The sequence below is a fragment of the Sphingobium sp. TomMM35A genome, assembly GCF_054771735.1.
In genome coordinates this window covers 561,801-579,392 of record NZ_BSRC01000001.1, presented here as the reverse complement: position 1 = coordinate 579,392, position 17,592 = coordinate 561,801, and the positions used below count along the sequence as shown (strand labels likewise).

At 63.6% G+C, this 17,592-nt stretch carries 21 protein-coding genes and 1 tRNA gene; 7 read left to right on the top strand and 15 right to left on the bottom strand.

Features of this window, described 5'->3' with window-relative positions; all coding sequences use genetic code 11:
* Nucleotide 1: 1 nt before the first annotated feature.
* From ACYU8T_RS02955 to thiE, 7 genes are all read right to left on the bottom strand, one after another.
* Nucleotides 2-556 (bottom strand): NuoB/complex I 20 kDa subunit family protein, encoded by a 555-nt coding sequence (locus ACYU8T_RS02955; RefSeq protein WP_461158463.1) that lies wholly within the window; start codon nt 554-556, stop codon nt 2-4.
* Nucleotides 547-921 (bottom strand): NADH-quinone oxidoreductase subunit A, encoded by a 375-nt coding sequence (locus ACYU8T_RS02950; protein WP_097091191.1) that lies wholly within the window; start codon nt 919-921, stop codon nt 547-549. Before ACYU8T_RS02950 ends, ACYU8T_RS02955 begins: the two co-directional genes overlap by 10 nt.
* Before the next feature lie 126 nt (nt 922-1,047).
* Nucleotides 1,048-1,863, bottom strand: a complete 816-nt coding sequence (locus tag ACYU8T_RS02945) for an inositol monophosphatase family protein (RefSeq protein ID WP_461158462.1) — start codon at nt 1,861-1,863, stop codon at nt 1,048-1,050.
* Nucleotides 1,864-2,017: 154 nt separating this feature from the next.
* The gene (gene efp / locus ACYU8T_RS02940; RefSeq protein ID WP_066515524.1) at nt 2,018-2,581 is read right to left on the bottom strand and encodes an elongation factor P; all 564 of its coding nucleotides are present in this window, start codon (nt 2,579-2,581) and stop codon (nt 2,018-2,020) included.
* 100 nt (nt 2,582-2,681) lie between these two features.
* Complete coding sequence (locus tag ACYU8T_RS02935) at nt 2,682-3,266, bottom strand: M23 family metallopeptidase (protein ID WP_461158461.1); 585 nt, start codon at nt 3,264-3,266, stop codon at nt 2,682-2,684.
* On the bottom strand, nt 3,263-4,363 hold the full coding sequence (locus tag ACYU8T_RS02930) for a L,D-transpeptidase family protein (RefSeq protein WP_461158460.1): 1,101 nt from the start codon (nt 4,361-4,363) through the stop codon (nt 3,263-3,265). Before ACYU8T_RS02930 ends, ACYU8T_RS02935 begins: the two co-directional genes overlap by 4 nt.
* 184 nt (nt 4,364-4,547) lie before the next feature.
* Nucleotides 4,548-5,261 carry a thiamine phosphate synthase gene (gene thiE, locus ACYU8T_RS02925; protein WP_461158459.1) on the bottom strand — a complete coding sequence of 238 codons (714 nt, stop codon included), beginning with the start codon at nt 5,259-5,261 and terminating at the stop codon, nt 4,548-4,550.
* A gap of 74 nt (nt 5,262-5,335) precedes the next feature.
* Between thiE and ACYU8T_RS02920 the strand changes: the two genes are divergently transcribed.
* A complete protein-coding gene (locus ACYU8T_RS02920; RefSeq protein WP_461158458.1) occupies nt 5,336-6,052 on the top strand; it encodes a DUF72 domain-containing protein in 717 nt (238 codons plus the stop codon).
* On the opposite strand, the gene ACYU8T_RS02915 is transcribed toward ACYU8T_RS02920, so the two are convergent.
* The 5 genes from ACYU8T_RS02915 to tkt form a co-directional block, all read right to left on the bottom strand.
* Complete coding sequence (locus ACYU8T_RS02915) at nt 6,049-6,516, bottom strand: AAC(3)-I family aminoglycoside N-acetyltransferase (RefSeq protein WP_461159731.1); 468 nt, start codon at nt 6,514-6,516, stop codon at nt 6,049-6,051. The genes ACYU8T_RS02920 and ACYU8T_RS02915 overlap by 4 nt on opposite strands.
* A 21-nt stretch (nt 6,517-6,537) precedes the next feature.
* Nucleotides 6,538-7,434 carry a fructose bisphosphate aldolase gene (locus ACYU8T_RS02910; RefSeq protein WP_461159730.1) on the bottom strand — a complete coding sequence of 299 codons (897 nt, stop codon included), beginning with the start codon at nt 7,432-7,434 and terminating at the stop codon, nt 6,538-6,540.
* A 94-nt stretch (nt 7,435-7,528) separates the two neighbouring features.
* Nucleotides 7,529-8,734 (bottom strand): phosphoglycerate kinase, encoded by a 1,206-nt coding sequence (locus ACYU8T_RS02905; protein ID WP_461158457.1) that lies wholly within the window; start codon nt 8,732-8,734, stop codon nt 7,529-7,531.
* Nucleotides 8,735-8,874: 140 nt separating this feature from the next.
* The gene (gene gap, locus ACYU8T_RS02900) at nt 8,875-9,885 is read right to left on the bottom strand and encodes a type I glyceraldehyde-3-phosphate dehydrogenase (RefSeq protein ID WP_097091183.1); all 1,011 of its coding nucleotides are present in this window, start codon (nt 9,883-9,885) and stop codon (nt 8,875-8,877) included.
* A gap of 29 nt (nt 9,886-9,914) precedes the next feature.
* Entirely contained in the window at nt 9,915-11,885 is a 1,971-nt protein-coding gene (gene tkt / locus ACYU8T_RS02895) for a transketolase (RefSeq protein ID WP_461158456.1), read from the bottom strand.
* Between the two features lie 173 nt (nt 11,886-12,058).
* Here tkt and ACYU8T_RS02890 point away from each other — a divergent pair, with 173 nt between their 5' ends.
* The 4 genes from ACYU8T_RS02890 to ACYU8T_RS02875 all read left to right on the top strand — a co-directional run bounded on the left by ACYU8T_RS02890 (nt 12,059) and on the right by ACYU8T_RS02875 (nt 13,667).
* On the top strand, nt 12,059-12,256 hold the full coding sequence (locus tag ACYU8T_RS02890) for a hypothetical protein (protein ID WP_461158455.1): 198 nt from the start codon (nt 12,059-12,061) through the stop codon (nt 12,254-12,256).
* A complete protein-coding gene (locus ACYU8T_RS02885; RefSeq protein WP_461158454.1) occupies nt 12,249-12,584 on the top strand; it encodes a cell division protein ZapA in 336 nt (111 codons plus the stop codon). Before ACYU8T_RS02890 ends, ACYU8T_RS02885 begins: the two co-directional genes overlap by 8 nt.
* 268 nt (nt 12,585-12,852) lie before the next feature.
* The gene (locus tag ACYU8T_RS02880) at nt 12,853-13,431 is read left to right on the top strand and encodes a 5-formyltetrahydrofolate cyclo-ligase (RefSeq protein WP_461158453.1); all 579 of its coding nucleotides are present in this window, start codon (nt 12,853-12,855) and stop codon (nt 13,429-13,431) included.
* The gene (locus ACYU8T_RS02875; RefSeq protein WP_255254702.1) at nt 13,428-13,667 is read left to right on the top strand and encodes a DUF2842 domain-containing protein; all 240 of its coding nucleotides are present in this window, start codon (nt 13,428-13,430) and stop codon (nt 13,665-13,667) included. The genes ACYU8T_RS02880 and ACYU8T_RS02875 overlap by 4 nt, the downstream gene beginning before the upstream one ends.
* Before the next feature lie 172 nt (nt 13,668-13,839).
* On the opposite strand, the gene ACYU8T_RS02870 is transcribed toward ACYU8T_RS02875, so the two are convergent.
* Nucleotides 13,840-13,916 (bottom strand) — tRNA-Asp (locus ACYU8T_RS02870).
* A 41-nt stretch (nt 13,917-13,957) separates the two neighbouring features.
* Nucleotides 13,958-15,112 (bottom strand): AI-2E family transporter, encoded by a 1,155-nt coding sequence (locus ACYU8T_RS02865; RefSeq protein ID WP_097092717.1) that lies wholly within the window; start codon nt 15,110-15,112, stop codon nt 13,958-13,960.
* Between the two features lie 162 nt (nt 15,113-15,274).
* Between ACYU8T_RS02865 and ACYU8T_RS02860 the strand changes: the two genes are divergently transcribed.
* Together ACYU8T_RS02860 and ACYU8T_RS02855 are read left to right on the top strand one after the other, a co-directional pair.
* Nucleotides 15,275-15,742 carry a hypothetical protein gene (locus ACYU8T_RS02860; protein WP_461159729.1) on the top strand — a complete coding sequence of 156 codons (468 nt, stop codon included), beginning with the start codon at nt 15,275-15,277 and terminating at the stop codon, nt 15,740-15,742.
* Between the two features lie 71 nt (nt 15,743-15,813).
* A complete protein-coding gene (locus tag ACYU8T_RS02855) occupies nt 15,814-16,113 on the top strand; it encodes a GIY-YIG nuclease family protein (protein WP_097091178.1) in 300 nt (99 codons plus the stop codon).
* A 42-nt stretch (nt 16,114-16,155) separates the two neighbouring features.
* Here the strand turns inward: ACYU8T_RS02855 and ACYU8T_RS02850 are convergent, their stop codons facing one another.
* Complete coding sequence (locus ACYU8T_RS02850) at nt 16,156-17,589, bottom strand: dihydrolipoamide acetyltransferase family protein (protein WP_461158452.1); 1,434 nt, start codon at nt 17,587-17,589, stop codon at nt 16,156-16,158.
* Nucleotides 17,590-17,592: the final 3 nt, after the last annotated feature.

The window sequence follows — 17,592 nt, the reverse complement described above, 5'->3', positions numbered from 1 at the left end:
ATCAGCGCTCAACCGTCCCGATCCGGCGGATCTTCCGCTGCAACTGCATCACGCCATACAGCAGCGCTTCGGCAGTCGGAGGGCAGCCCGGCACATAGATGTCGACCGGCACGATCCGGTCACAGCCGCGCACTACCGAATAGCTGTAGTGATAATAGCCGCCTCCATTGGCGCAGCTGCCCATCGAAATCACATATTTCGGATTGGACATCTGATCGTAAACCTTGCGCAACGCCGGAGCCATCTTGTTGCACAGCGTTCCCGCGACGATCATCACGTCCGACTGGCGCGGGGAAGCGCGCGGCGCGGCGCCAAACCGCTCCATGTCGTAACGGGGCATGTTGACGTGGATCATCTCCACCGCGCAGCAAGCAAGGCCAAAGGTCATCCACCACAGCGAACCGGTCCGAGCCCATTGGAAAAGCTCTTCGGTCGACGTGACGAGGAAGCCCTTGTCGCTGACCTCGCTGTTCAGCGCGTTGAAGAAATTCTGGTCGGGCTGCGTCCCCGCGGGCAACATCGTGCCGGGCGCGGGACTGGTCAGTTCTACTCCCAATCGAGGGCTCCCTTCTTCCACGCATAGACGAGGCCCAGCACCAGCTCCGCTATGAAGATCATCATCGTCGCCCAGCCGGCCCAGCCGATCTGATCCAGGCTGACCGCCCAGGGATAGAGAAACGCCGCTTCCAGGTCGAAGATGATGAACAGGATAGCGACAAGATAGAATCGCACGTCGAACTGGCTGCGCGGTTCCTCGAACGCCGGGAAGCCGCACTCATATTCCGACAGCTTTGCCGGATCGGGCTGATGCGCGCCCGTCAGGCGGCCGACCAGCATCGGCAGGAACACGAATGCCCCTGAAAGAAGCAAGGCGATCCCGAGAAAGATAAGGATCGGCAGATATTGGGCTAGATCGACCAACGGAATCCCCTGGGCGAAAATGAATATGGGCGCGCTTTAGGCCTGCCGCATAAGCGAAGCAAGGCCCCCCGCCATGAGAATGATTCGCAAGAGTTTGCTTCTTGTACGCAGAAACAAATGCCTGCCTCAGCGCAGCGCTCCGGCAACAAGCTTGTGCAGCTTGCTATGGATGGCGTCATTGCCCGCGATGACTTCCTTGCGCTCGATCGGCTTATCCCCGCCACGAAAGTCAGTGACGAAGCCCCCGGCCTCACGCACCAGCAATATGCCCGCAGCCACATCCCAGGGTTGCAACCCGCTTTCCCAAAAGCCGTCATACCGCCCGGAAGCGACATGGGCGAGATCCAGCGAAGCCGCGCCGAAGCGCCTTATACCGGCTACCGACGGACCGACAGCGCCGAAGATGCGCGTCCATTGGGCGAAATCGCCATGACCCATGAAGGGAATACCGGTGGCGATCAGGCAGTCGCCCAGATCGCGGCGCGCCGACACGCGCAGGCGCTGATCATGCCGCCACGCGCCACGGCTCTTTTCCGCCCAATAGCTTTCATCCGTCACCGGCTGATAGATGAGGCCGGTCGTCACTTCCCGCTTGTTGCCGCTATAAAGCGGCTCTTCCACGGCGATGGAGATCGCGAAATGCGGAATGCCATGCAGGAAGTTGCTGGTGCCGTCGAGCGGATCGATGATCCAGCGCGGCTTGTTGGGATCGCCCTCGATCACCCCGCCCTCTTCCAGCAGGAAGCCCCAGTCCGGCCGCGCCTTCTGAAGCTCCTCGACCAAAGTGCGCTCCGCCTGCTGATCGGCCTTGGACACGAAGTCCGCCGGTCCCTTGCGCGACACCTGCAGATGTTCGACTTCGCCAAAGTCCCGCCGCAGCTTCGCGCCAGCCTTGCGAGCGGCGCGTTCCATGACGGTGAGAAGGCCGGAATGGGATACCATTTACTTAATCTCCCCCCTCCCGCAAGCGGGAGGGGCCGGGGGTGGGAACGATTGCGCAGCAATCGCATGCAACGCTTTGAACGAGGCAAGGGCTCGCTGACGCTCGCGCCCACCCCTAACCCCTCCCGCCTGCGGAAGGGGAACAATCAGCAGCTCAATCCGCCCGCTTCACATATTCCCGCTCATACACATCGACGATGATGCGCGTTCCGGTCACGATATGCGGCGGCACCATGACGCGCACGCCATTGTCGAGGATCGCGGGCTTGTAGCTGGCCGAAGCCGTCTGCCCCTTCACCACGGCGTCCGCCTCGACCACAGTCGCCTCGACCGTTTCGGGCAGCTGCACGGAGATCGGGCGTTCCTCGTACATTTCCAGCATGACCATCATGCCGTCCTGCAGGAAAGCGGACGCGTCGCCCACCAGATCCTGCGGCAGGTTGATCTGCTCATAGGTCTCGGTATCCATAAAGACGAGCATGTCGCCCTCGGCATAAAGATACTGGAAATCCTTGGTGTCGAGGCGGATGCGCTCCACCGTCTCAGCCGACCGGAAACGCACGTTATTCTTGCGCCCGTCGATCAGATTCTTCAGTTCCACCTGCATATAGGCGCCACCCTTGCCGGGCTGGGTGTGCTGGATCTTGACGGCCCGCCACAGGCTTCCGTCATATTCGATATTGTTGCCGGGACGAATCTCGACGCCGCTGATCTTCATGGGAAGAGCCTGCCTATATGTCTGAAGGTGAAAAGAGCCGGCCTCATGTAAAAAGGCTGGCCGCGCCTCTACATCGTGCCGCCGATAAGGGCAAGTGGGCTCATCGGATCGGCCGCGCCAGCAAGGGATAGGGATTGATCGCCCGCCCCCTGTACCATGGTTCCCCCGGCGCGATTTCATTGACGGCAAAATGCAGGTGCGGCGCCGCCGGATCGGCATTGCCGGTGCTACCGACCGTTGCGATCTTCTGCCCCCGCTTCACCATCTGCCCCTCCGCCAGTCCGGGGGCATAGCCGTCCAGATGCGCATAATAATAGATGCGGCGGCCGTCGGGGGACCGCTCATAGATGGTCAACCCGCCATCCGCGCTGGTGAAAAGCTTCTCTATACGCCCGTCCGCGGCCGCCAGCACGGCCCTGCCACGCGCCGCCATGATGTCGATCGCATCATGCGGCCGGACACCACCTGCTCGCGCCTGGGTAAAGGTGTCGGTAAGCGCGCTTGGGGGCACGCCCTCGACCGGGATCAGCAGCGATCCAGCCTCAGCCGCGGCCGGGCGTTCGGGCACGGCGCGCTGCTCAGGCCCGTCTCCCGGAACGATCCGAACGCACATTTTCAGGAACAGGAGCAGCAGCAGGACGGCGAGTAAAATGCCCAAACATCCTCGCCGTCCTGGCCTCCTCATGCCTGGAATACCGCCTTGACCCCGCTCTTCACCATTTGCGCCAGCCGCGCCGCATCCCAGTTGGTGAGGCGGATGCATCCATGGCTTTCGGTACGGCCGATCGTCTGGGGCTCGGGCGTGCCATGGATACCATAATGTTGCTTGGAAAGGTCGATCCAAACCACCCCGACAGGCCCATTCGGCCCAGGCTTCAACACCGCCTTTTCATCCTTGGCGTCGGCATCCCAGAACAGGTCGGGATTATAATGGAAATCGGGGTTCCGGCTGATCCCCTTGATCTCCCATGTACCAAGCGGCAGCGGATCATGTTCCGATCCCATGGTCGCCGGGAACTGTGCGATCAGCTTGTTGGCCTTGTCGAAAACGCGCAGCACGCCGTCGGATTTGTCGACGACGACATGGTCGGCCTGCGGCTGGTCCTTCGCGACCGCCAGGCTGGCCAGCGTAGTGCCCCAGCCGCGCTCATCTCCCTCGATCTGGGCCACCGGCTGGTTGCCCACGGCAGGCACGCGCACGGTAGCGCCCGGCCCTAGCTTCGTGTTGGGTGCATTCAACGCCACCAGCACTTCAGGCTTGGTATGAAACCGCTCGGCCAGCTTTTCGATGAGGTTGCGATATCCAAGCGCAGGCAGCTTGGCCTGATCGGCATATTCCTTGGGGATCGCGGTGAACGGCCCACGGGCGAACTCCGCAGGGATCGTCACCAGCCATGTCGCTGGCGGCGGCTTGTCACCCAGCAGGGCCTTGGCCGTCGCCTGGTCATATTTGCCAGTCTCCGGCAGGCCCTTGGCCTCCTGGAAACCCTTCAGCGCGGCGGTGAAGGACATGCCTTCCTTCCCGTCGAGCACGCCGGGGGAAAAGCCCGCCCGGTCAAGCGCCACCTGCGCCTGCAAGATCGAATCCGCGCGCGCTGGCGTGCCGCCGGGCTCCGGAACGATGGTGAAGGCGTAGGGATCGGACCCGGACTTGGCTGCCGCGCCCTGCTGCACCGCGTCCGTCTGGTTTCCGGGAGGCGCGCCCCCGCTTTCATTCGCGTCAGTGACAGACACCTTGCAAGCCGTGCAAAGCAGCGTGATCGCGAGCAGATATGTTTTCAAGGCAATGCTCTCCCGAAGTTCGGGAAGAGAAACGCGCAAAGCTCGGGAAAGCTTCCTCCCTCGATCAAACAGCGTCCAGCAGGCCTAATTAAAGCAGGGCAAATTCAATCCAAATACTCAATCCGCTCGGGCTGAGCCTGTCGAAGCCCCTTCCTTCCTCAAGAAACACGGAACCTTGACAGGTTCAGCGCGAGGGCGTCACCTCCTGGGCCCTACCAAGCACAGCCGAAAACGCCGCAACGCCCGCGCGCGGGCCATCCGGATGCGCCCATACCGCGTTGCTTACCGCCAGGAAGTCGGCCCCTGCTTCCACCAACGGCGCGGCATTGTCCGCCGTTACCCCTCCGATCGCGACACAGGGCAGTTCGAACAATGTGGTCCACCAGCTGAGGATCGAAGGTTCCGGCCGATGATGGGTGTCCTTGGTCGTGGTGGGATAAAAGGCTCCGAAGGCGACATAATCCGCCCCCGCCTCCCCCGCTTCCATCGCAAGGTGACGGCTGTCATGGCACGTGACGCCGATCTGCACCTTGGGCCCCAAAATCTTCCGCGCCTCTCGCGGATCGCCATCCCCCTGCCCCAGATGCACGCCATCCGCGCCCAGCCTTTTGGCCAGGGCAACGCTGTCGTTGATGATGAAGGCAACCTCCCGCTCCGCGCACAATTTTTGCAACGGCTCTGCCGCGCGGGCGATCGCGTCTTCGTCCAAACCTTTCAGCCGCAACTGGAACGCCGCAACCTTGCCGCCGTCCAGAGCCTCTGCGAGCTGCGTCACGAAGCCTTCATCGATCGCGGCCGGCGAGATCAGGTAAAGCTGGCAGGGCGGGCGGAAACCCTTTTCGAACTGGTCGGCAAAATGCGGGTCGAGCGCCAGCTCTTCGTCAGTGAAATCGGTCATGGGCAGCCCTTAGCGCGTTTCGACGTCCAAGGAAAAGAATGGAACCGCGTCCCGGTCCGGCGGCTTGTCCCATCATGATCAGGATCGGCTGCTCGGGATGGAACTATCGCCACTGGCGCGGCGCCTTCTACCCCGAAAAACTGGCGATGAAGCGCTGGTTCGCCTTCTACGCCGAACATTTCGGCACGGTGGAGATCAACAACAGCTTCTACCGCCTTCCAAAGCCGGAAACCGTCGACGGCTGGCGCGATCAGGCGCCGCCCGGCTTCTTCTATGCGGTCAAGGCAAACCGCTATCTCACACAGGCTCTGAAGCTTACCCATTGCGAGGAGCCGATGGAGCGGATGATGGCGTCCTTCCGCCATTTCGGCCCGACGCTGGGCCCAATCCTCTACCAGCTTCCGCCCAGCCTCACCTTCAATCCCGACCGGCTTGACAGCTTCCTCAAGCTCCAGCCGCCGGACATCGTCCCCGTCTTCGAGTTTCGCCACAGCAGCTGGTACGAACACACCACCTACGATCTGCTCGACCGCCATGGCGCAAGCTTCTGCGTACATGACATGCCCGGATCAGCGAGCCCGCGTATCGCCACGGGCCACGCCGCCTATGTTCGCTTCCATGGCGGGAAAGGCAAATATTGGGGCCGCTATGCCGAGGATGACCTGCGCGAATGGGCGGGTTGGATGAATGACCAGGCTCGCCAGGGCCGCGCCGTTTGGGCCTTTTTCAATAACGACATCAATGCGGACGCGATCCATGACGCGCAGGCGTTGAAGACCATGGCCAGCTAGAGCATCCCCCTTATCGGCGCGATGTCGAAATGCAGCACATCTTCGCGCGAACCAAGCTTAGTATAAAGCGCAACCGCGGGCTCATCCTCCAGATCGGCCTGCACATAGATGACCCATGCTCCAGCCGCGATGGCGATGGGACGTAGCGCGTCGATCAAGGCCGTGGCGACACCCTGCCGCCGCCGATCCGCCGCGACCGCCAAGTCGTAGATATAGATTTCGCTGCGCTGCTGCTCGAACTTGCGCAACTCATAAGCGGCGAGCGCGCCAATGATCCGCTCACCCTCCACCGCCACCAGGGCGATGAAGCGCGGGTCGGCCAGCAGATCGCGCAGATAGCCATCTGACGGGGGCTGATCCGCATAGGATTGCGGATCGTCGAACACCTCAGCGAACAGCGCATTTGCCGCCCGCATCCTGTCGATATGCTCGCCGCCCAGGCGAATGACGGCCGCTGGACCAATGTCAGCGGCCGTCATGTGAGGTCAAGCCGCCTTGTTGGTCGAGGCAGCGTGGATTTCGTCGATCGCTTGCCCTAGCGAGCCGTTGAACTCGTCCTCGCTCATCTGGTGGCGCAGGTCGTTCAGCAGCGCACGGCTGAAGCTCGCGATGATGCCGCGATTCTTCGCCAGTTCGACGCAGGCTTCTGCGCGCGAAAAGCCGCCCGACAGCGCCACGACGCGCAGCACCTTGGGATGATCGACCAGCGGATCGAACAGGCCAGCCTTCGCGGGCAGCGACAGCTTTAGCATCACCTGCTGGCCTTCGGGCAGCGCGTCCAGACCCTTGAGCAGTTCCTCCAGCAGGATCTGGTCAGCCTCTGCGCGCTCGGGGCTCTTGATGTTGATCTCGGGCTCCAGCATCGGCATCAGGCCAGCGGCCAATACCTGCGCGCCCACTGCGAACTGCTGCTTGACGATCGCGGCAATGCCTTCGCGGTTGGCGAGATTGATAACCGAACGCTCCTTGGTCCCGAATACGCCGAGCGACTTGGCGCGCTTCAGCAGCGTGTCGAGTTCCGGCATGGGCTTCATCATCTGAACGCCGTTCGCCTCATCCTCCAGGCCCTTGTCTATCTTGATGAAGGGCACCACGCCGCGCTCGATCAGCGCCTGGGGCACGGACTTGCCGCCCGCTTCGCCGTCCATCGTCCGTTCGAACAGGATCGCGCCGATCACCTTTTCGCCAGTGAAGCAGGGCGAGGTGATGATGCGGCTGCGCATGTCGTGGATGAGGCCGAACATCTCCTCGTCATTCCTCCACGCGCCTTCCTCGATGCCATAGCCCTTGAGCGCCTTGGGCGTCGACCCGCCGCTCTGGTCGAGCGCGGCGATAAAGCCGTTACCGGCCGCAATCTTGTTCTTCATGTCCTGATCCAGCATCTGCACATACCTTCTCTGTAGGGTTGCGCCGCCCCTTCGGCGGCTTCAAAAAAGTGAAGAAAACCGCCATTTTGTAGACGGCGGCTTCCGAAGTTCACACCATCAATGCGCTGACGCCCGGCAGGTCCTTGCCTTCCATCCACTCAAGGAAAGCGCCGCCAGCGGTCGATACAAAGGTGAAGTCGCCCGCCACGCCCGCATGGTTGAGCGCCGCGACCGTATCGCCGCCGCCCGCCACGGACGTCAGCCCGCCTTCCTTGGTCAGCGCCGCCGCCGTCTGGGCAAGCGCCACCGTCGCCTTGTCAAACGGCGCGATCTCGAACGCGCCGAGCGGCCCGTTCCAGACCAGCGTGCGGCAGTTCTTGAGCGCATCGCCCAGCGCCTCGACCGCCGCCGGGCCCACGTCCAGAATCATCTCGTCGGCAGCGACTTCATGCACATTGCACGTCCGCACCGACGGGGGATTGGCGGCAAATTCCTTCGCCACAACTACGTCATAGGGCAGATGGATGGTGCATCCCGCAGCCTCAGCCTTGTCGAAGATCGCCTCGGCGGTTTCGGCCAGATCCTTCTCGCACAGCGACTTGCCGACATCGACCCCGCGCGCGTGGAGGAAGGTGTTGGCCATGCCACCGCCGATGATCAGATGATCGACCTTCGCGACCAGGTTATTCAGTACATCAAGCTTGGTCGAAACCTTCGCACCGCCGACAACAGCCGCGACCGGCTTCACCGGCTCGCCGAGCGCCGCCTGCAACGCGTCCAGCTCCTTCTCCATGGAGCGGCCCGCAAAGGCAGGCAGCTTGTGCGCCAGCCCCTCGGTCGAAGCATGGGCGCGGTGCGCGGCGGAGAAGGCATCGTTCACATAATAGTCGCCGATCGCCGCCATGGCTTCGACCAGCGCCGGATCATTTTTTTCCTCGCCGGGATGGAAGCGGGTATTTTCCAGGATCGAAATATCGCCCGGACGCATCACCGCGATGCCGTCCACCGCCGCTTCACCGCAGCAATCGGGAATGAACTGCACGTCGCGGCCCAGCACCTGCGTCAGCGGGCGCGTGATCTTCGACAGCGAATATTCCGGGTTCTTCTGCCCCTTGGGCCGCCCGAAATGCGCCAGGATCAGAACCTTTGCGCCGCGATCGGCAAGTTCAAGGATCGTCGGCATCGCCGCCCGCAGGCGGGTATCGTCGCTCACCGATCCATCCTGCATCGGCACGTTCAAATCTTCGCGCACCAACACGGTCTTGCCGCTGATGTCGCCCATATCGTCCAGCGTCTTAAAGGGCTTGGCCACCATGATGCTCCCAGCCGCCCCTACCGTCATCCCAGCGAAAGCTGGGATCTCATGCCTCGGCGGGACGTAGTCAAAAAAACGAGATCCCAGCTTTCGCTGGGATGACGAAAAAAGGGGCGAGCCAATGCCCGCCCCCCTCATTCTTACAGCAGCCCGGCAACCACGCCTGCGGTATCGATCATGCGGTTCGAAAAACCCCATTCATTGTCGTACCAGCTGAGCACGCGTACCAGATTGCCGTCAATGACGGCCGTTTCCAGGCTGTCGACGGTCGAGCTGCGCGGATCGCCATTATAGTCGATCGATACGAGCGGTTCGTCCGAATAGCCCAGCACGCCCTTCAGCGGACCCGCTTCCGAAGCGGCCTTCAGCAGCTGGTTCACTTCGTCGCGGTTCGTTTCGCGCTTGGCGATGAACTTCAGGTCAACGACCGAGACGTTGGGGGTCGGCACGCGCACCGACGAACCGTCCAGCTTGCCCTTGAGCTCCGGCAGCACCTCACCCACGGCGCGCGCTGCGCCCGTGGTGGTCGGGATCATCGACAGCGCGGCGGCGCGGGCGCGGCGCATGTCGCTGTGCAGCTGGTCCAGCGTGTTCTGGTCGTTGGTGTAGCTGTGGATCGTCGTCATGAAGCCCTTTTCGATGCCGATGGCATCGTGCAGGACCTTGGCGAGCGGCGCCAGGCAGTTGGTCGTGCAGCTGGCGTTGGAGATGACGACGTCATCGGCAGTCAGCGTTTCATGATTGACGCCGAACACGATGGTCTTGTCCACGCCGCTTGCGGGCGCGGAAATGATGACGCGCTTGGCGCCAGCGGCCAGGTGGGCGCTCGCCTTTTCCTTCGAAGCGAAGATGCCGGTGCATTCCAGTGCGATCTCGACGCCCTGCGCCGCGTGCGGCAGCTTGGCGGGATCGCGTTCGGCGGTCACGGCAATGCGCTTGCCGTTGATGATCAGCGCGTCGCCTTCGGCGCTGACGTCGCCAGCCCAGTTGCCATGGACGCTGTCACGCTTGAACAGCAGGGCGTTTGCCTTCGCATCGCCCAGATCGTTGATGCTGACCAATTCGAGGTCATGGTCGGTGCGCGACAGGATTGCGCGCGCCACCAGGCGGCCGATACGTCCAAAACCGTTAATTGCTACCTTCGTTGCCACTGCACTAGCCTCCTGATTGGTAGATGTTCTTAATGATCGAGCGCGGCCGCAACCTGCGGCGCGATCTTCGCCGCGGTCAGGCCGAAATGCTCGTACAGCACTTCCGCCGGAGCCGAAGCGCCGAATGTGTCGATGCCAAAACGCAAGCCCGCAATGCCGACATAGCGTTCCCACCCGAATGTCGTGCCTGCCTCAATCGAGCAGCGCAGCACATGGTGCGGAAGGAGATCATCCTTATACGCCTGCGGCTGCGCATCGAAATGCGCCCAGCTCGGCATGGACACGACGTCCGCGCCGATGCCCTGCGCTTCCAGCAGGTCGGCGGTCGCCACCGCGATCTCGACTTCGGAACCGGTGGCGATCAGCACGACCTTGCGGGTCCCCTTGGCAGCGCGCAGGCGATAGGCGCCCTTGGCGCAGAGATTCTCAGCCGCCTTTTCGGTACGCAGTTGGGCCAAATTCTGGCGGGTCAGCGCCAGTACCGAAGGGCCATCCTTGTCCTTCAATGCCAGTTCCCAGCATTCCGCCGTCTCGACGATGTCCGCCGGGCGATAGACGTCCAGGTTCGGGATCATACGCAGCGACATGACGTGCTCGATCGGCTGGTGGGTCGGGCCATCCTCGCCAAGACCGATCGAATCATGCGTCAGCACATGGATGACGCGCTGCTGCTGAAGCGCAGCCAGGCGGATGCCGCCGCGCATATAGTCGGAAAAGACCAGGAAGGTGCCGCCATAGGGGATGACGCCGCCATGCAACGCCATGCCGTTCATCGCGCAGGCCATGCCGAATTCGCGAATGCCATAATAGACATAGCGGCCGGAATAATCGTCCTTGGTGAGCGGTCCGGTCGATTTGGTCTTGGTGTTGTTCGATCCGGTCAGGTCCGCCGAACCGCCCAGCGTCTCGGGCAGCAGGTCGTTGATCGCGCCCAGCGCCAATTCGCTCGCCTTGCGGGTCGCGACCTTCTGCGGATTGGCGATCAGCGTGTCGATATAGGCATTGAGCGAGAAGTCCGCGGGCAGTTCACCCGCCATCCGCCGTTCGAACTCCACCTTCTGGCCATTGCCATCAAGGCGGCCTTCCCAAGCGGCACGCACTTCAGCGCCCTGCGACCCGATGCGACGCCACTCGGCGGCAATATCCTCGGGCAGGACGAAAGGCTCGGATGTCCAGCCCAGGAACTCGCGAGCCGCCGCGACTTCGGCCTCGCCCAGCGCGGAACCATGGACACCCGACGTACCCGCCTTGTTGGGCGCGCCATAGCCGATCTTGGTGGCACAGGCGACCAGCGACGGGCGCGGATCGGCCAGCGCTTCGTCGATGGCGCGGCGCACATCGGCGACGTCATGGCCGTCGCACGACACGACATGCCAGCCGGTCGCGGCATAGCGGGCGCGCACATCTTCGCTGCTCGACAGGTCGACCGCGCCGTCGATGGTGATCTTATTATCGTCCCACAGCACGATCAGGCGGCCAAGGTTCAGGTGCCCGGCAAGGCCGATCGCCTCATGGTTGATGCCTTCCATCAGACAACCGTCGCCCGCGATCACCCAGGTGCGGTGATCGACCAGATCGTCGCCGAACTGCGCATTGAGGTGCCGCTCGGCAATCGCCATGCCGACAGCGGTGGCCAGGCCCGAACCCAGCGGCCCGGTGGTCGCTTCCACGCCCGCCAGCTCGAAATTCTCCGGATGCCCGGCGCAGGGGCTGCCGATCTGGCGGAAATTACGGATATCCTCCATCGTCGGACGCGCATAGCCGGTGAGGTGCAGCAGCGCGTAGATCAGCATCGATCCATGGCCTGCCGACAGCACGAAACGGTCGCGGTCGGCCCATTTCGGCTGGGTCGGATCGAACTTGATATAGTCCTTGAACAGCACCGTCGCGACGTCCGCCATGCCCATCGGCATGCCCGGATGGCCGCTGTTCGCCGCCTGCACTGCGTCCATGGAAAGCGCCCGGATGGCGCTGGCGAGCGACTTTTCGGATACGGTCATCTAGGCTGGCTTCTTCCCTACTTGGCTCACGGCCCCCTGCTGAGCCGGCGAATCGAAATCGGGTCCCCTTTGTCGCGTTGCACCCAAAGCGTCAACCATGGCAGGACCTTGGAGCGCGCCAAGCCGTCCAATGACAGCTTTTGCAAGGCGAAAACTTTGTTTATGCGTGGATCATGGCAAGCGATCGCATGATGCAGGCTATTGGCGCGCTGGAGCGCGCGGTGAGCCAGCTGGAACAGGATGTGCAGGGTCTCGCGACTGCGGCCCCGGCCTCTTCCGCCTCCCCCGGTATGGATCAGGCCGCCGCGCGGGCGGCGCTCCGTTCGCTCGATGAGCTGATCGCCGATCTGAAGGGAGAAAAGCGTGGCTGAAACCACCCTCCAGATCGCCGGGCGCCATTATACCGTCCGCTGCCGCGACGGGGAGGAGGCGCATCTTGCCCATCTCGCCGGCCTGATCGAACGCAAGGCGCGCCTCGCCCAGCAGAATACGCCGGGCCTCACTGAAGTACGCACGCTGCTGTTCGCCGCCCTCTTCCTGGCCGACGAGCTTAACGACCTGAAGCGCGAGGCGATCGGCCGCCAGCAGAGCCTGGCGCTGGGCGATGACGACGAACTCGCCGTGCAAGCGGTGGAGGCGCTGGCCGCGCGCATAGAAAAGCTGCGCGAGAGGCTTGTCGATCCGGAGCCTGGCGCCTAGATTACGGGCGACGGGCACTGCGCGATACGAGCTTTAGCGAACATCCCTGAGGCGATAATCACATCCACGGGGGCTGTCCCTGGGCGGGTTCCGGCCCGATCTACATGGTCCCCACCTGACGTTGAGGCGTCAGAGGATATTCCAGCAAACGGCCGAGGCGGTCCCGTCACCCTTCCTTGGCTCCCCCAAACTCCGTTCGCGCCGAGCCTGTCGACGCACCGGTGCTAAATAATATCAATTTGCCGCGCGCTGCTCTAAACGCGAGCCCATGAGCGAAGACACCGACAAGACCGCCCTGCGCACCCTCGCCCGGACGCGCCGCCGCGCCTTCGTCCAGTCGCTCGACCCGCTCGCGCATCGGCTGGCCTTCAAGGCGATCCCCTCGCCCCTCGCCCGCCGCCTCGACAGCGCGCGGACGGTGGCGCTCTACATGGGCCTGGACGACGAAGCGCCCGCCCAGCGGCTCGCGCCTCAACTCGCGGCGATGGGCAAGACGCTTGCCCTCCCGCGCGTCATCGACCGGCTCGGCACCATGGATTTCCTCACCTGGACGCCGGAGGATCAGCTCCATCCCGGCCTTTACGGCACGCACCATCCCGAACCCAGCGGCCCGTCCGTCGCTCCGGACATCATCATCGCCCCGCTGCTCGCCTTCGACCGCGCCATGAACCGGCTGGGCCAGGGCGGCGGCTATTATGACCGCGCCTTCGCCCGCTTTCCGCAAGCACTGCGGATCGGCCTCGCCTGGTCGGTGCAGGAGCAGGGCGCGCTGCCCGCCGACCCGTGGGACCTGCCGCTCCACATCATCCTCACCGAAGTAGAACTGATCGAAGGACCCGACGCGTGAATCGCCAGCCTGCTCCCTACGAACCCAGCTGGCGCAAGCCTGTGGGCATGCTCCTCATCATCGGGCTGATCCTGCTCTGGGCGGTGCTGGTCGGCAGCCTGTCGGGCATTATCGGCAGCCTGCCGATGATCGCGCAGGTGCCGGTCTATGTCTTCCTCGGCATCGTCTGGATCTGGGTGCTGCCCTTGAAGCGCCTGCTCGCCTGGATGGAAACCGGCCGCTGGCGGCGCGGCTGACGCGCTCACAGCGCTGCTAAAACGCCCCACTCCGTCATCCCAGCGAAAGCTGGGATCTTGTGAGGCGACGCCAAACGCCAAGGGCCCGAGATGCCAGCTTGCGCTGGCATGACGACATATCAAATTTCGGAATAAATACGGCCCTTCAGGACCATTCACTCTTCCAAAAGAGTGGCGCGAGTGACGGGGCTCGAACCCGCGACCTCCGGCGTGACAGGCCGGCGCTCTAACCAACTGAGCTACACCCGCGTTCGGTGTGGGCGGGCATCTATGCGGGTGCGCCGGACCTGTCAACCGGCTCTTTCACCACTTTCTTCTTTCTCGTCATTTTCTTCGCGCGGCGCCACCGTCAGCGTCCCGCGCTCGAACAGGAAACCGGCGATATCCGGCGTCCCAGCGGCGGCCACCACGGTCTGAATGATGATCAGCAAAGGCACGCCCAGCAGCGCGCCCGGCGTCCCCCACACCCATCCCCAGAAGGTCAGCGACACCAGAATCAGCAGCGGGTTCATCGTCAACCGCCGCCCCAGCACCATCGGCGTAATCACATTCGCCTCCACCAGGTGAAAGCCGATCTGCGTCACGGCAGGGGCCAGCGCCCGCCACACATCATCGAACACCATGAGCCCGCCGAGCGCCAGCAAGGCCGCCGCCAGCATCGGTCCGAAATAGGGCACGAAGTTGAGCAGCGCGACGATCCCGCCCCACATCAGCGGCGACGGCATGCCGATCAGCCACAGCGCCAGCGCGACCGCCAGCCCCAGGCACAGGTTGATCGTCGCGATCGTCAGCACATAGGCCGACGTCGCATCGACCACATTCTGGATCACCCGCGCCACCGCCATGGCCCCGTCGAAGCTGCCCCGGCTGTTGATCGTGCGCCGCCGCAGCCGCGTCCAGCCGGCCAGGAAGAAATAGATGATGAGCAGCGCGAACACCATCTGGATGATCGCCGAAGGGGCCGAGGTCGCGGCGAACTGCAACAGCGATCGCGGCGCATCCACCGCCGCCGTCTGCGCCGCCGCCACCGGTCCGGTCGCCAGCATCTGCACCGTTTCGTCGACGAAATGCTGCAATTGGGAATAAAAATCGATGAGCGGCGCCAGATTGTCCTGAATCTTGGGCAGACGCTGCGGCAACAGCCTGAACCAATCGGTCGCCGGAACCACGATCAGCACCAGCGCGGTATTCGCGACCACGAGGAATGCGATCACCGCCGCCAGCGCCGCCACCGCAGAAGGCACCCGCCGCCGCTCCATCCATTCCAGGAACGGCACCAGCGCAATGGCGATCACCACCGCGGCCGTCAGCGGCAGGAAGAATTCTGCGCCCTCGCGCAAGGCGAAGGGCATGGCAAGAAGCAGCCCGACCCCGGTCGTCAGCGCGATGGACGCCAGCAGCCGATCCCGCCGCCGGTTGATTTCCTGCTGTTCATGAGGTGTCACGTAATGGTCGATCCTGCCCGCATTTCTGCAATGTGTACCGGGCCGCAACAGCGCGTCAATTTCAATCCGCCACGCCAGAACATGGCTAAGGCCCGTTAACCAAATTTTCGCTCCCCCCGTCCTAAGCCATGGCGAAACGGAGATCGGGGCTTTGAACGGATGATGCGTATAGGGGCGCTACTTGGACTGGCGGCATGGGGCATGCTGCCCGCGCCTTCGCTGGCCCGTGCCGACCTGCGGATGGAAACGCAGATGTTCGTGGAGCGCGTGCATACCGACATCAACGGCCGCGCCCGCCGCACCCTGGCCAGCGCGACGCGCGCTGCCCCTGGCGACCAGATTCTCTTCGTCGTCAACTGGCGCAATGAAGGGCGCGCTCCCGTCCAAGGCGTCGCCCTCACCAAAGCGGTCCCGCGCGGCGCGCTCCTCACCGCGCCCGATCCGTCCATGCAAGTGTCGGTCGATGGCGGGCAACGCTGGGGCCGCCTTGACGAGCTATGGCTCCCGACCCCGCTCGGCGGCGTCCGCCGGGCCGTCGCGGCCGACATCACCCATATCCGCTGGACAGGCCCTGCGCGCCTGTCACCGGGAGAAACCGCGCGTCTGAGTTACCGGGCGACGATGCGGTGAGCACCAGCTGAGATATCGATGTTGGTCACCCCGGGCTTGACCCGGGGTCCCGCTTATTCGATCCAGACGGCATGGGACGGGCACGCCAAGGCGGTTGGGTATATATCATGGCCGATCGATATCGTGGCACCATGTATGTCGGCGTGACGGCGGACATCGTTTCTCGCGTTCAGCAACATCGTTCTGGCACAGGCTCGGACTTCTGCAAGCGTTATGGCCTATCTCGCTTGGTCTGGGCGGAATGGGGCGAAGCAATGATGAGCTGCATCGAGCAAGAAAAGCGGATCAAACGATGGCGGCGCACTTGGAAGTTCGATCTTGTCGAACGCGCCAATCCGGACTGGCGCGACATGTTCGATCTGCTGGTCTGAGATGAAGCGGGACCCCGGGTCAAGCCCGGGGTGACGAATGCCTCACTCCGCAAACAACAACACTGGCGTCTCCAGCAATCGCTTCACCGCCTGCACGAAACTCGCGGCGTCCCATCCATCCACTACCCGATGGTCGCAGCTGATCGACAGGTTCATGAGCTTCGCAGCCACGACCTCGCGCCCGCGAAAAACGGGCCGCTCGATCACCCGGTTGGGCCCGACAATCGCCACCTCAGGCCGATTGATGACCGGCGTGGTGGCCACCCCGCCCAGCGCCCCCAACGACGTCAGCGTCAAGGTCGATCCGGAAAGCTCCTCCGCCTTCGCCTTGCCCGAGCGCGCGGCCTCTGCCAGCCGCTTTATCTCGCCCGCCAGCTGCCAGATATTGCGATCCTGCGCATCGCGGATCACCGGCACCATCAGCCCCGCGTCAGTCTGCGTCGCGATGCCCATATGCACAGCGCCAAAGCGCGTCACCACGCCCGCCTCGTCATCATAGCGGGCGTTCAACATCGGAAAGTCCGGCAGAGCCCGGCAAATCGCCACGATCAGCAGCGGCAGCACGGTTAGCTTCGGCCGATCCCCACGCGCGCCATTCAACTGCGCGCGCATCCGTTCCAATTCGGTGACGTCGATTTCCTCGACATAGGAGAAATGCGGAATATGCCGCTTGGAGGCCGCCATGTTCTCCGCGATCCGGCGGCGCAGGCCGATGACCTTCACCACCTCATCCTCCCGCCGCGCGCGCGGCTTGGGCGACCGATAGCCCTGCCCCGCGCCGTAAAGCAGGAATGCGTCGAGGTCCGAATGGCGGATATGATCGCCGCTGGCTTTCACCTGGGACAGGTCGATGCCGAGTTCCCTGGCGCGGGCGCGGACGGCAGGGGATGCGAGTGACTTTCTCTCCCCTTCTGAGGTCGGTGGCCGACGCGTGCTGCCCTGCTCCCTCTCCCCTTCAGGGGTCGCAGGGAGGCGCGTGACTCCCTGCGAGGCTGGGGAGAGGGGGCTGTCCTGCGAACTGGGCACATCCCTCTGATCCCCCACCCCAACCCCTCCCCTGAAGGGGAGGGGCTTTTCAGGCTTTTCCTCCGGAGAAATCCCTTCACCCCGATCAACCGACGAAATAATCCCGTTAACCGACGCGCCCGCCACCTCGCGTCCGCCCGCCGTCTCGGCCTCAATCTCCTCCTGCGAAGGCATCGGAGCCTCCGCCCCGGAAGCGACCTCCCCTTCTCCCTCAACCTCAATCTCCACCAGCATCGCGCCGATCGCGATCTGCTCGCCCGGCTCCCCGGCCAGCCGCTTCACCACGCCCGCGACGGGGCTTTCCATCTCGACCGTCGCCTTGTCGGTCATCATGTCGGCGATGGGCTGGTCTTCCTCTACCCGGTCCCCGACCTTCACATGCCAACCGACAATCTCCGCCTCGGAAATGCCTTCGCCGATGTCGGGCAGCCTGAACGTGAACAGCGCCATGGC